Origin of the sequence: Martinezella paranaensis, assembly GCF_014200235.1 — a bacterium.
In the GTDB taxonomy this organism is placed as follows: domain Bacteria; phylum Pseudomonadota; class Alphaproteobacteria; order Rhizobiales; family Rhizobiaceae; genus Rhizobium; species Rhizobium paranaense.
The window spans coordinates 1-13,087 of record NZ_JACHBI010000033.1; the positions used below are offsets into that span (position 1 = coordinate 1).

Genomic DNA, 13,087 nt, shown 5'->3' on the forward strand with positions numbered 1-13,087 from the left:
ACTATCCTTTTAAGAGGCCGAGGCAGAAGGGATAGCATCGAATGCTGTTTCCTTCGCTCGCGCTTTAAAGCCCGGGCTCAGTAATGTACGGAGCCCGGGTTCAAATACTAAGCAGCCGGTCTCATAAAGTGCCGAATTTCCCGGCCTACACGAATCCCGCTCTCGATCGCACCATCTATATACTCGTGCCATCCGTCCGCAGTGGCTGAGCCAGCAAAGAATAGACGGCCCTCTGGTTTGGCCATGTCTTTATATTTGGAAAACCAACCTTTTCTCATCGCTGGGTAGCTCGTCCGCGCGTATTCATCCTTCGCCCAATTGTAGGGCAGCGCTTCAAGAACCTCAACGTCACCATGGATTTTACGGATTTCGGCAGCAATCGCGTCGAAGTCTTCGAGATCGATCAGCGATTGCCGACCAATCGTGATCTTGAGGATCGTTCCGAGCTCGTCGTTATAAGCGTAAGTTTGCACAGCGTTAAACGGGTTGGGATCATCGCAGAAAGTGAATGTGTTACCAAGGTTCTGGCGCACATGGACGTAAAGTTCGGCACCGTCCGCCATCTCAGCATGCTCGATGAAGGCTTGCTTCTCGAATGGGAGTGGTGGGTCAAAACGAATATCCGCATAGACTTTGGTCGGTAGCGTCAGCACGCATGTAAGCGCGCGGAATGTCCTCTTATCCGCGAGTGTGACCGTCACACCGTTATCTGCCTGTGTAACGGCTTCCACTGGTACACCAAACTCGCTATCTGCGCGGCAGTCATCGAAAATCGCCTGGCAGAGTGCGTTCGTGCCGCCCTGAACATGGTAGCGTTTCTCTGAGTCAGTGAACGTTACTGTGTCCCAGGAGGCAAGTGCATGGAACTTCACGAAGCTCGGATAGCTTAGTTCGGTGGTCGGTGCGCCGCCGTAGAGCGTCAGTTCCGCATTCATCGAAGCTAGCTGCAATTCGTTCAAGCCGAGGGATTCAAGATGCTCACGAGCTGATACACCATCAAGACGGGCAACCTCTTGATTGTCCAGGGGCGAGTAGGGCCGCGGGAATAGCTCTCTTGAGCGGCCGCAAAACTTTTCAAAGGCAGTGATATATTCGGAATCAAAAGTTGCAGGCGGAACGTCGATTATCTGGCCGTCCGCGAGTACCATATAGGCCTTGTCAAGGTCCGCCAATGGTGCTTCTTTGAAACCAAAACCGTAGCGCTGCATCTCAGCGAAAACGTGCGGTTGGCACCAATGGACGCCCGCGCCGCCGATTTCAACGGGGCGACCGAGGAACTCAACCACATGCGTCCGGCCACCAAGCCGCTGACGCGCTTCAATGATCAATACCGACTTGCCCTGCGCCTTAAGTTCCCGTGCTGCGACGAGACCGGAAAATCCGGCACCTACGACGATTGCATCATATGTCTTCTCTATCATTTGTTGTCTCCTAGTTTAACTATGATGCAATCAGGCTACGTTGAGGATTTGTACGCGTGTGAATTCCAGAAAGCCTTCGGGGCCTGCTTCGACGCCACTCCCCGACTCTTTAGCCCCCGGAAAGGGGATATCCGCCGCGAGTGCCTGGTGCTGGTTGATCCAAACATTCCCCACTTCCAGTTTCATCGCGAGTGCGCGCGCGCGCGTAAGGTTGCTGCTCCAAATCGACGCACCGAGGCCGAAGAGGCTCGCATTAGCGCGGCGGATGGCGTCGTCATCGTCCGTGAAGGAAATGAGCGGCACCACCGGTCCGAATTGCTCCTCGTCAACCAGCCGAGAGCCATCCGTAATGTCGCGAACGACCGTCGGCTCAACGAAGTATCCAGGCCGATTGTCTACGCGACCGCCGGCAATTACGGTACCGTCGCTTTCCGCGATGGCGAGGTATTCCTTAACCTTCTCAAACTGGTCAACGTTCTGGAGAGGACCAATCTCGACACCCTCGTCAAGGCCGCAGCCCAGTTTGAGGTTTCGGACAGCAGTGGCGTACTTTGCCGCAAAATCATCATAGATCGACTCGGCAACATATAGGCGCTTGGCCGCGACGCAGACCTGACCGGCATTGAGAAACGCCGCCATGACCAATCGCGGAACCATCTGGTCAATGTCTACATCGTCCAGGACGATTGCCGCATCATTCCCACCGAGTTCTAGTGTCACTCGCTTCAGGGTGCCTGCAGCGCTAGCCATTACCTTCTTGCCCGTTGCTGTAGACCCGGTGAACGAGACCTTTGCGACATCCGCGTGGGCGGTGAGGGTGGCACCAAGATCGTTCCGGTCACAGATCACGTTGAAGACGCCAGGGGGAAAGATACCTTCCGCCAGTCGTCCCAGTTCAAGCGAGGTCAGCGGCGTCGTCGGCGCGGGTTTCAAAATAACGGTGTTACCAGTGATGAGCGCAGCACCGAACTTGTTGCTCGCTAGAAGCATTGGGAAGTTCCATGGTGTCACACACGCAACCACACCTAACGGAACACGGTGCAGTTCATATTCGCCTCTTGCATGGTCGCGTTTCTCGGGCGCTGCCTCGTATGTCGCGAAATAGCGGATGCCACGAATCGTCGCCCCGACCTCATACGTCGCCTCCGGCAGGGGCTTACCCTGCTCGCGCGTAAGAAGCCGCGCAAAATCGTCGGCCTCTTGCTCCAACCTGTCGGCGAGCCGAAGTAAGCAGGCGCGGCGAGTCTCTAGAGGCGTTGCTGCCCAGTCAGGAAAGGCGTCCTTTGCCGCCCTGACAGCGTCCTCAAGTTGTGTAGCGCTGGCATAGGGCGCCGTGGTGAATATTTCGGCAGTTGAGGGATCGATGACTGGCATTTCTCCCGCACCCGTCATCAGACGGCCGCCAATCAGCATTTTATATTTCGTCATCCGTATATCCTCCTGTTTAACTAATCGCGCGCGTTGTCTCATAGAAGCCGGCGCTGCTTCAGGGGCGTCCGATCGATGGTCGTTAGGCAATGGACCTAACGCGCTGTCGCCAAGATTGCCAGGCATGTCACCTGGCGCTTCTGAACTGGCGAACCTCGACGCTGCGTGACAGCACTTAGGGTAATGTTCGCTGCGGCAGGAAGGCGACTGCGGTGGTCTCCACGTGAATGGCGGGGCTTATAAAGCCGACCACCTGCATGCCTACGACCGAGGGACCTTCCTCGCCATAAAAAGCCTGCCGATGCGGAAAGAGCTTTTCTGTGTATTCATTTCCGCTAACGTCATAATAGATAACTTCACTTACAACGTCGCGCGACGTGCCACCAAATTCCTTCAGAACTTCGTCCAGAATCTCATAGATCCGCTTCATCTGCGCACCCGGATTATCGGCGTGTAGTTCGTTGCCTTTGTTATCCGTAGCAGTCAACCCGCCGATGAATACATAGTCGCCAGCCCTGACAGCCAGTGACATGCTATATCCCTTCTCCATCTCGGGTAGTCTATGGAAAAACTGCGGTTTCATCATCTCAACCTCCTCGTGCATTTAAGCTATAGCGCGTACTTTTCAGTCGCTCCGCTGCATCCATACCGCGAACGCTCACGCGCGACGTCACTTCAGACAATTAACCCAATCTATGGTGCCTGTTCTTCGCCTGGTGCAAATCGGAAGACTGTGAAAGCGACCGGCACTCTGGTTCGGGGCACGCCCATCTCCCTCGATATAGTGTACACGGCCCGACCATCCGTTGCCCCCAACCAATCCTTATCACTTTGCCGCATGCTATAATTATTCAAACTTATATTAATGTGAAATGCGTGGCAAGCCTCATCAGATGCCTCTCAATTTCAGCGCGCCGACAGCTGCGCTGCTGTCACCAGTCCAGGCTCCAGCCGAGAGCTTTCCAATCATGTTATTTCTATTATGATTCAATACTATGAGCCTTTTGAAGGTGGATCGAGCCCTCTGTCACCGTAGAACATGCTTCGCAAAATTACTGTCGCGGGCGCTCTCCAGAGACTTTTGACTTGTAATTCCCGTTTTGAATAATTAATGTGGTGAAACCTACTCTAAACAAGGGCCCCGCAAATGAAGCGTTTTCGTATTGGTCAGATCGTTCCGAGCTCCAACATCACGATGGAAACGGAAATTCCGGCACTATTGCGGGCTCGCGAACTCGTCTCGCCAGAGCGATTCACTTTTCATTCTTCCCGCATGCGCATGAAGCATGTGACTGCAGAGGAATTGAAGGCTATGGATCGAGACAGTGACCGCTGCGCCCTCGAGTTGTCGGACGCGCGCGTCGACGTCATGGGCTACGCTTGCCTGGTCGCCATCATGGCTATGGGGCATGGCTATCATCGCCAGTCGCAAGAGCGTCTTCACCAAGCGACGGTCGACAACGGCAATCCGGCGCCGGTGGTGACATCGGCCGGTGCGCTGGTCGAGGGCATCAAGGCGATACGCGCGAAGAAAATTGCTCTCGTCGCGCCCTATATGAAGCCCCTCACCGAGCTCGTCGTGGACTATATCCGTAACGAGGGTATCGAGGTCAGTGTCTGGCGGGCACTGGAAATATCCGATAACCTCGCGGTAGCCGCGCACGATCCAATGAAGCTGCCTGGCATCGTCCGCGCGATGGACACCAGCGATGTCGATGCCATCGTGCTGTCCGCTTGCGTCCAAATGCCCTCGCTGGCGGCCGTACCCGAGGCGGAGGCAATCACCCGAAAGCCGGTCCTGACGGCGGCGATCGCCACCACATGGTCGCTATTGAAGGCGCTTAATCTTGATACGCGCGTTCCGGGGGGCGGAACGCTGCTCTCCGGCGCCTATTAAGGGGAGGGCGCCATGGCTCGGGGATACAACGTTCACGCAAACGGCATTCGCCAGCACCTGCTTCACTATCCGGGGCAAGGTCCTCAGATGCTGCTCGTTCCCGGCATCACGTCGCCGGCCATCACATGGGGCTTCATTGCCGAGCGACTAGCGGCGAGGTTCGACGTCCATGTGCTCGACGTGCGCGGCCGCGGCCTGTCGCAGGGCGGGGCCCTCGACTTTTCGCTCGATGCAATGGCCGAGGACGCCGTTCGGGTCGCTGAATCGGCCGGGCTCGACCGTCCGATCCTGCTCGGGCACTCGATGGGTGCACGAACCGGGATCCGTGCCGCGCGCAAGAGTCCGTCCGCTTTCTCGGGGCTGGTTCTGGTGGATCCACCCGTCAGCGGGCCGGGCCGACGCGGTTATCCGGCATCCTGGGCGTGGTACGAGGACTCCATCGTGCTCGCGCAGCGAGGCTGCTCGGCCGAGGAGATGAAACACTTCTGTCCGAGCTGGAGTGAAGAACAACGCGCCCTTCGCGCCGAGTGGCTCCACACCTGCCAGCTCGACGCGATCCGCACCGCCTTCGACGGGTTCCACACCGACGATATCCACGCCGACCTATCCGCGCTCGGCCTGCCGATGCGTCTTGTGGTGGCAGGGGGCGCGGAGGTTGTTAAGCCGACGGATGTCGAGGAAATAAGGCGCCTCGTACCGGCAATCGAGGTGCGTACGGTCGAGCGCGCGGGACACATGATCCCGTGGGACGACCTGGAAGGCTTTCTTGCCGCAGTCATGGACTTTGCAGCGTAGTTATAGAAAAAGGATTCCGAGCAATGGACCACACGAGCTTCACCGAAATCTGCCTCCACCAACTGAAAATGTCCGGTGTGCGCGACGGCGAGCGCCTTGTCGTGCTCACGCAGGGCAATGAACGGCTGGACTATGCCAATGCATTCCTCGCCGCGGGCCAGCGTCTGGGCGCTAACATGTACCATATGCGTCTGCCGGCGCCTTTGCCGACGGGCGGCTGGAACGTCGGCGTCACCGGTCTGGCCGCAATGCCGGATGCCGTCGACGCCCTCAAGAACTGCGACATGCTAATCGACTGCATCTTCCTGCTCTTCTCGCCGGAGCAGATGGCGATCCAGGCCGCCGGCACTCGCGTTCTGACAGCGGTCGAGCCACCTGAACTTCTCGCGCGCATGCTCCCGTATAAGGAACTCCGCGACAAGGTCGAGATTGGCGGCGAAATTTTATCGAAGGCCAAAATTATGCGGATCACGTCCCCGCACGGAACCGACGTGACCTATAAGTTGAATACCTATCCCACCGTAACAGAATATGCCTGCACGGACAAACCAGGACGATGGGACCACTGGCCTTCTGGTTTCGTCTTTACTGGTGGCGACGATGATGGTGTCGACGGACAGATCGTCGTCGCACCGGGCGACATCTTGCTGCCGCAGAACATCTATGTGCGCGAACCGATCATCTACACGATCGAGAAAGGCTGGATCACCGACATCAGAGGCGGCCTCGATGCGGAAATTGTCAAATCCTATATGGAGTCTTTCCATGACCCCAAAGGTTTCGGCATGAGCCACGTTGGCTGGGGCATGAACCCGCAAGCGAAATGGCACAACTTCGTGCCGGGCGCTTTTCCTGGCGGCATGGGTATGGAGCCTCGCTCGTTCTACGGCAACGTCATGTTCTCGACGGGCCCAAACAATGAACTCGGGGGCCCGAACGACACGCATTGCCATCTCGACATCCCGATGCGCAATTGCTCGCTCTTCCTCGATGACGCGGCAATCGTCATCGACGGTGATATCGTCGTGCCGGACATGAAGATGGAACGGCACTGATCGCGGGAGGAGCAGCCTTGCCGGGTGCGGGGCTGCAAATCCGCAAGCACAGGAGGAACGGGAATGTCGCAGAAAGAAATTTATGAAGCGGCCGGCTTCGGTTGCACTGTACCGCGCGGTTACCGTCCCGCCATCGTCGTCGTCGATTTTACGTATGGCTTTACGGATACTCGCTACCCGACGGCTGCGGACATGAGCAAAGCGATTGCCGCCACGCGCCGCCTAACCGATATTGCGCGCACCGCCGGCTATCTGGTCGTCTACACCACCATTGCTTACCACCCTGGTGAAATCGATAAACTCGCCTGGTTGAAGAAGGCGGCGGGCATGGCGGCGTTGGTGGAAGGAAGCCGGCTGGTCGAGATCGACGCGGCGACCGGCATCCGGCCGGAAGATGCGATCGTTACCAAGAAAGGTGCGTCGGCATTCCATGGCACAGCGCTGACGGCACTTTTGACTGGAGCCGGCGTCGATACCGTGGTGGTCACGGGCGCGACGACGTCAGGCTGCGTTCGCGCGACAGTGGTCGACGCCGTGCAGTCGGGCTTTAATGTGCTCGTGCCACGAGACTGTTGCGCCGACCGGGCGCAGTCGCCACATGAGGCAAATCTCTACGACATGGGACAAAAATACGCCGATGTAACCGATGCTGCCGATGTTTTGAGGTGGCTGGAATCCCTGTCGTCGTCTGGATAGATCGCCGGCGTGACGCCTAGCGAACAGCGCGCTCTCTGAAAATTCCTACTCCGAATAAAACGATATTGGATGAAGCTGCAGGGTGTATGATTAGACAACAACAAGAGGCGCCGTGCACGCTATGAACGCACTTCGAAGAGCGTTCGGGAACGCAGAAAAATTGGGTGGAACATGATTGAAATCAAACAAGTGAGCAAAGTGTATGGGGCTGGCGCAGGCGCCTATACGGCGTTGGATGGCGTATCTTTAACGATCCGCGAGAACGAGTTCTTCACACTACTCGGCCCGTCGGGTTGTGGGAAGACGACACTGCTCCGTATGATCGCCGGTTTTGACTTCGTTACGACCGGTAGCCTAGTGCTCGACGGTGAGAACCTGATCGGAAAACCGCCGTATCTTCGCCCCGTGAACACCGTCTTTCAGTCATACGCCCTTTTTCCGCACATGACCTGTGCGCAGAATATTGCCTTCGGCTTGCGCATGCTGCGCAAGCCGAAGGATGAAATCGCCCGAACCGTCGCGGAAATGCTGGAGCTAGTCCAGATGACTCGCATGGCCGACCGGCTAACGAACCAGTTATCCGGTGGCCAGCAGCAACGCATTGCTCTTGCCCGTGCGCTTGCTCCCCATCCGAAGGTGCTGCTGCTGGACGAGCCATTGTCCGCGCTTGACTTCAAGCTACGTAAGGAAATGCAGATCGAACTGAAACGCCTGCAAACGCAAACGGGCATCACCTTCGTTTTCGTTACCCATGATCAGGAAGAGGCGCTGACCATGTCGGACCGTATTGCGGTAATGAGCGCCGGTAAGGTACGGCAAATCGGCCGCCCGCGAGAGATATACGACCAGCCGGCCGATCGCTTCGTAGCCGATTTTATCGGTGAAACTAATTTCCTTGCAGCTAATTTATCGGCCATTGAGGCAGGGGGGGCCTGTCTTGAATTCGCGCCGGGTGTGCGATTGCGTGCGCGAGCACCAAAGGCCGGCACGAGCGTCGGTCCTGTCACGCTGGCCGTGCGGCCGGAGCACGCCGAGATAGTTTCGCCGGGAGATGGTCATCTCGAGGGCGAATTGATCAACATTGTGTATTTCGGAACTGGCACCGCTTATCATGTCCGCCTGCGGGAAGGCGCAAATTTCGTGGTCCGGACGCAGCATGCCGACATCCTTCCGGCAGATATCCCGGTGGGCGATCGTATCGGCATCCGCCTGCGTGATGGCGCGGCGCAGATCCTGGGAGATTGACAATGCAGCCGTCTCCCAAACGACCGACAATAACCAAAGCCCAAGCGCTTCTGCTGACGCCTGCGATGGTCATTCTGCTTCTCGCCGCGATCATCCCTCTCGCGCTAATCACTGTCTATTCCTTCCTAACGCCGGGAGAGTACGGTGGTATCGACTGGACATTCTCTACTGAAAGTTGGGTCAACGTCGTCGCCAAACGCGATTTCTTCACCGATGAAGTCAATTGGGCGACAGAACACCTCGTGGTATTTTGGCGATCAATAAAGCTGTCGTTCCTGACCGCGGTCCTCACATTCCTGTTCGGATTTCCCGCAGCCTATTTTATCGCTACGCGGCCGCCGCATCGGCGCGATTTCTGGTTGACGCTAATCATGTTGCCATTCTGGACCAACATGCTGATCCGCACCTTCGCGATCATGCAACTGATACGCAACGAAGGCGTAATAAACACGCTGCTCGTCGATCTTCGGATAGTCAGTTCACCAATTCAAATCCTCTATACCGAGACGGCCATTATGCTCGGCATGACTTATGTATATCTGCCCCTCATGGTCCTTCCGATATACGCATCGATGGAGCGATTCGATTTCCGCCTCGTGGAAGCTGGGTACGATTTGTATGCGCGGCCATTTCAGATCATGCGCGAGATTATCTTGCCTATTGTCAAGCCCGGAGTCGTGGCCGGTTCCATCCTAGTTTTTGTTCCTTGCCTCGGCGATTACGTCATAACGACGGTGCTTGGCGGGGGTAAGCAACTGTTGTTGGGCAATCTCATTGGCATGCAATTCAGCGCGCTACGCAACTGGCCGCTCGGCTCGGCGCTTTCGTTGACGCTCTTAATCCTCGTGGGAATTGCGATGATATTCTTTGTCCGTGCGACGGAAAAGGAGGACGGGCTCCATGGTTAAGAAGTTTGACATCCGTCATATGCCCGGGATGAACATAGTAGCAATGCTATGCTTCCTCGTGCTTTACATGCCCATCGTCCTTCTCGTCATTTATTCTTTCAATGCTGGCGAGGCGCTTTCTATCTGGGAGGGTTTTTCTTTCCGCTGGTATGCCTCGGCATGGCAAAATGGCGGGGTGCAGGAGGCAGCAACTCGCTCGTTGGCGCTCGCGGCCATCGCGGCGACGATCGCAACTATAAGCGGCGTTCTCTTCGCGTTGGCGACGACGCGGGGGCGCCAATGGAAAGGGCAAGGACTTGCGCTTGCAGTAGTCAACCAGCCGCTCATGGTCCCAGAAATTGTTACCGCAGTTGGTTTGCTCAGCTTCTTTTCCCTGCTGAAAGTGGCCACTGGCTATACCGGCATGATCTATTTGGTGATCGCGCATTCAGCTTTCTGCATCCCTTTCGCCTATATGCCGGTTCGGGCGCGGCTCAAGGGCATGGACCTAAGCTTGGAGCAAGCCGGAGCAGATCTTTACGCCCGGCCAGTCGAAGTGTTCCGCTACATCACCTTGCCGCAGCTTTGGCCGGGCCTGTTATCTGGCTGGATGCTCGCTTTCGTGATCTCGCTCGACAATGTGGTCATCACGGAATTTGTGAAATCCGCGGGACAAGAAACCCTGCCCACGTACATGCTCGGTCAGCTTCGCAGAAGGGTGACGCCTGAAATCAACGCAATCTCCACGGCGCTACTACTTGTATCCGTGTTGTTCGTTGTCGCGACTTATTTACTTGGTCGTAACCGCAAATAATAGAATAACACCAACAGAAAGGGAACAAACATGAACAGAATGACAGCTTCAATCGCCGCAGGAGTGCTGCTACTTACCTCGATCCCGGCTTCTGCGGAAGGTATCTTGAATATCTACAGCTGGGGGGATCTTTGGAGCCCCGAGATGATCAAGAAGTTTGAGGAACAATACGATGTCAAGGTCACATTCTCGGAGTACGATAGTAGCGATACAGCGCTCGCAAAGCTGAAGGCCGGTGGAAACGACTTCGACATGATCGTCGCAGCGGCGACATACATCCCCATCTTTGTTCATGAGGGTTTATTGCTGAAGTCCGAGCCTAACAAGCTCGAGAATTTCCGCAACGTCAACAAGCGCTGGGTTGATGTGAGTTTCGATCCAGGTCGCGAATATAGCATCCCCTGGGATTGGGCAACCGTCGGCGTCAGCGTGAACACTTCCATTTATAAGGGCGACATCAACACTGCGGCCATACTATTCGACCCGCCTCCGGAACTGCAGGGCAAGATCAACATCATTCCCGAGATGATGGACGTCATGGGCTTGGCGATCCACTATCTTGGAGGAGACAAGATTTGTACGGATGATAAAGCACTGTTGCGAAAAGTCCGCGACAAGCTGCTTGAAGCCAAAAAACATTGGATCTCCATGGATTACAACACAATCGATCCGATGGTAAAGGGTGACTTTGCTGCCACAAGTGACTGGGGTGGTCCAGCCTTCATTAAACGGCAACGCAATCCTGACATTGCCTATGGCTACCCGCAAACCGGCTACGGTCTAGCTATGGACAACCTTGCCATTCTCTCGGGTGCGAAAAATCTCGACAACGCAAAGCTCTTTATGAACTTTATGATGGATCCGCAAAACGCCGCCATGCTTTCAAACTACCTGAAGTACCCTAATGGCATCGACGGCTCAGAGCAGTACATGGATAAGGAACTGACCACATCACCTGAGTTTGTTGTACCCGAAAAGTTGGCTGGTCATTCATATTGGAATGAGACCTGTTCGCCAGAAATTCAGCAAATCTATGGTAGGATTTGGACAGAGCTAAAAATGTAGGGCCCAACGACTACATCGGCAGATCGGCAGGTTGCTTGGTGCGGTCTGCCGATGATTTTTTCGTCTTGATGCGCTGCTCGTGAGTAGGGGTTCGGCCGTTGATTTGCCCGTATGCCCATTGTCTTAGTCCAATTCCACCGTTAATGATCCGTGTCCTCAGTTTACCAAGATGTTCGGTGCAAGAATGGGCGGAGAAGTGATGCTAGAACGAGCGAAGGCCGGGAACACAAAACGCAAACCCGGTCGGCCTACGCTCGGCATCGACTATAGGGATCTGATTTTAGATGCTGCTGAACTGATCTTCGCGGATGAGGGGTTCGCCGGGGCGAAAATGCGCGATATCGCCAACAAAGCTGGCGTCAACCAAGCACTTATCAGGTACTATTTCGGTAGCAAGGAAGAACTGTTCGACGAGGTTTATCGCCGGCGCGGCGCGTTGCTGTCGGGTCGGCGACACGTATTGCTTGACGAGGTGCTCGCCCGTCCGACGGGCTTGAACCTGGAGAAAATCGTGCTCGCTTATCTCGCACCGCAATGGGAGATGAAACACAGCGGCCCTGCCGGTGCCGCGTTCGTCAGATTGCAGGCGCGTCTGCACGCTGAACCCGCCGAACATTCCTTTCGCCTGCGCCGTGAAGTCTACGACTCATCCGTTAAGCGATTTGTTAGCGAAATAGCTCTCCTCACTCCTGACATACCGAAGGACATTATCAGCCTACGCATGGCTTTCTTAGTTGGTACTTATCTGTTTATGTTGAACGATCTTGGCCGATTGAACGATCTGACCGACGGCCAATTAGGTGTAGTCGGCAAAGACGATATGCTGAAACACCTAACGGCATTCTTGACTGCCGGCCTCAGAGCGCCTGTGCCCGCCTAAACTGACTGGTCAAATCGGACCCCGAGTGCGCGCATCTGACCGCTCTCTGTTTCACTACTGAATACTAAGCAATCTTCAAAACAGCTCCACGGTTTTCCCATGACAGTTCGGACCCTTTCGGGACGAAGAATGAGCGAGGATCCATGACTGGATCGATTCGCCGTCGGTGTCGGTAAGAATCACGGCGCCGGAAATTAAGTGCATGAGCTCGTGCTTCATGTGCTTGGCTACTACTTCGTTTCCTAGTGAAGCAGGATGACGCTGCTCGCGGCTTAGTGCAGCGACAGCACCCGAGCTGCATTACATGCCGGCAGACGGAGCAACGGCTTCAACCTATCTACAGGCGCTTCACTGCAGAGATAGCATCTGCGTTTGGTGTTCAAGAAAACACATTGAATGTTGAAAAATTTAGACATACGTTACGGCGCTGGCTTGCAAGCAACTATATAAGGGTGCAGGGCCGGCATGTAATTCATCGACAGAATGTTGATTGCCACTGAGAACTGACCCGGTGGGGATGCGGATAAAAAGTTGGACTAATTTATACTGTTAGACCAAGGCTTTCTCGATACTCGACCGGACTGCGTGAGCCTAGTGATAATTTGATGCGCTTCTCATTGTACCATCGGATGTAGCCATCAACCTCGCGGACGAACTGCTCAATCGTGATAGTCTTCCAGTCTCGCGGGTAGAAGAGTTCCGTTTTCAATCGACCGAAGAAGCCTTCGCACGCGGCGTTATCTTGTGAGCAGCCCTTGCGGGACATTGAACGAATGAGCTTCGCATCGCTGATCCGAGTGAGCCAGCCGGGCCAGCGGTAGTGCGCTCCACGATCCGAATGGACGATTGTCCCGCCTTGGGCATTGGCAACGGTCTCGATAGCGGCGTCCAGCATCGTGTTGAC

At 55.6% G+C, this 13,087-nt stretch carries 13 protein-coding genes; 9 read left to right on the forward strand and 4 right to left on the reverse strand.

What is annotated here, in order from left to right:
* Window positions 1–107 precede the first annotated feature (107 nt).
* The 3 genes from GGD50_RS32135 to GGD50_RS32145 all read right to left on the reverse strand — a co-directional run bounded on the left by GGD50_RS32135 (window position 108) and on the right by GGD50_RS32145 (window position 3,435).
* Window positions 108–1,421, reverse strand: coding sequence for a flavin monoamine oxidase family protein (locus GGD50_RS32135; protein ID WP_183941296.1), 1,314 nt, complete (start codon window positions 1,419–1,421; stop codon window positions 108–110).
* Between the two features lie 30 nt (window positions 1,422–1,451).
* Complete coding sequence (locus GGD50_RS32140; RefSeq protein WP_183941298.1) at window positions 1,452–2,849, reverse strand: aldehyde dehydrogenase family protein; 1,398 nt, start codon at window positions 2,847–2,849, stop codon at window positions 1,452–1,454.
* 175 nt (window positions 2,850–3,024) lie between these two features.
* On the reverse strand, window positions 3,025–3,435 hold the full coding sequence (locus GGD50_RS32145; protein ID WP_183941300.1) for a Rid family hydrolase: 411 nt from the start codon (window positions 3,433–3,435) through the stop codon (window positions 3,025–3,027).
* A 561-nt stretch (window positions 3,436–3,996) separates the two neighbouring features.
* Between GGD50_RS32145 and GGD50_RS32150 the strand changes: the two genes are divergently transcribed.
* The 9 genes from GGD50_RS32150 (at window position 3,997) to GGD50_RS32190 (ending at window position 12,183) form a co-directional block, all read left to right on the forward strand.
* Window positions 3,997–4,746: a maleate cis-trans isomerase family protein gene (locus tag GGD50_RS32150; protein WP_484502677.1), complete on the forward strand. Its 750-nt coding sequence runs from the start codon at window positions 3,997–3,999 to the stop codon at window positions 4,744–4,746.
* A gap of 12 nt (window positions 4,747–4,758) precedes the next feature.
* Entirely contained in the window at window positions 4,759–5,541 is a 783-nt protein-coding gene (locus GGD50_RS32155; RefSeq protein ID WP_183941302.1) for an alpha/beta fold hydrolase, read from the forward strand.
* A gap of 23 nt (window positions 5,542–5,564) precedes the next feature.
* On the forward strand, window positions 5,565–6,596 hold the full coding sequence (locus tag GGD50_RS32160; RefSeq protein ID WP_183941304.1) for a 2,5-dihydroxypyridine 5,6-dioxygenase NicX family protein: 1,032 nt from the start codon (window positions 5,565–5,567) through the stop codon (window positions 6,594–6,596).
* A 63-nt stretch (window positions 6,597–6,659) separates the two neighbouring features.
* Window positions 6,660–7,292, forward strand: coding sequence for an isochorismatase family protein (locus tag GGD50_RS32165; protein WP_183941306.1), 633 nt, complete (start codon window positions 6,660–6,662; stop codon window positions 7,290–7,292).
* Between the two features lie 171 nt (window positions 7,293–7,463).
* The gene (locus GGD50_RS32170) at window positions 7,464–8,537 is read left to right on the forward strand and encodes an ABC transporter ATP-binding protein (RefSeq protein ID WP_183941308.1); all 1,074 of its coding nucleotides are present in this window, start codon (window positions 7,464–7,466) and stop codon (window positions 8,535–8,537) included.
* A gap of 2 nt (window positions 8,538–8,539) precedes the next feature.
* Window positions 8,540–9,445: an ABC transporter permease gene (locus tag GGD50_RS32175; protein ID WP_183941310.1), complete on the forward strand. Its 906-nt coding sequence runs from the start codon at window positions 8,540–8,542 to the stop codon at window positions 9,443–9,445.
* Complete coding sequence (locus GGD50_RS32180; RefSeq protein WP_183941312.1) at window positions 9,438–10,238, forward strand: ABC transporter permease; 801 nt, start codon at window positions 9,438–9,440, stop codon at window positions 10,236–10,238. The genes GGD50_RS32175 and GGD50_RS32180 overlap by 8 nt, the downstream gene beginning before the upstream one ends.
* A 30-nt stretch (window positions 10,239–10,268) precedes the next feature.
* A complete protein-coding gene (locus tag GGD50_RS32185) occupies window positions 10,269–11,303 on the forward strand; it encodes an extracellular solute-binding protein (protein ID WP_210319038.1) in 1,035 nt (344 codons plus the stop codon).
* A gap of 184 nt (window positions 11,304–11,487) precedes the next feature.
* Window positions 11,488–12,183 carry a TetR/AcrR family transcriptional regulator gene (locus GGD50_RS32190; RefSeq protein ID WP_246451680.1) on the forward strand — a complete coding sequence of 232 codons (696 nt, stop codon included), beginning with the start codon at window positions 11,488–11,490 and terminating at the stop codon, window positions 12,181–12,183.
* 541 nt (window positions 12,184–12,724) lie between these two features.
* On the opposite strand, the gene GGD50_RS32195 is transcribed toward GGD50_RS32190, so the two are convergent.
* A partial coding sequence (locus tag GGD50_RS32195; protein WP_183941314.1) for an IS3 family transposase occupies window positions 12,725–13,087 on the reverse strand: 363 nt, incomplete at its 5' end.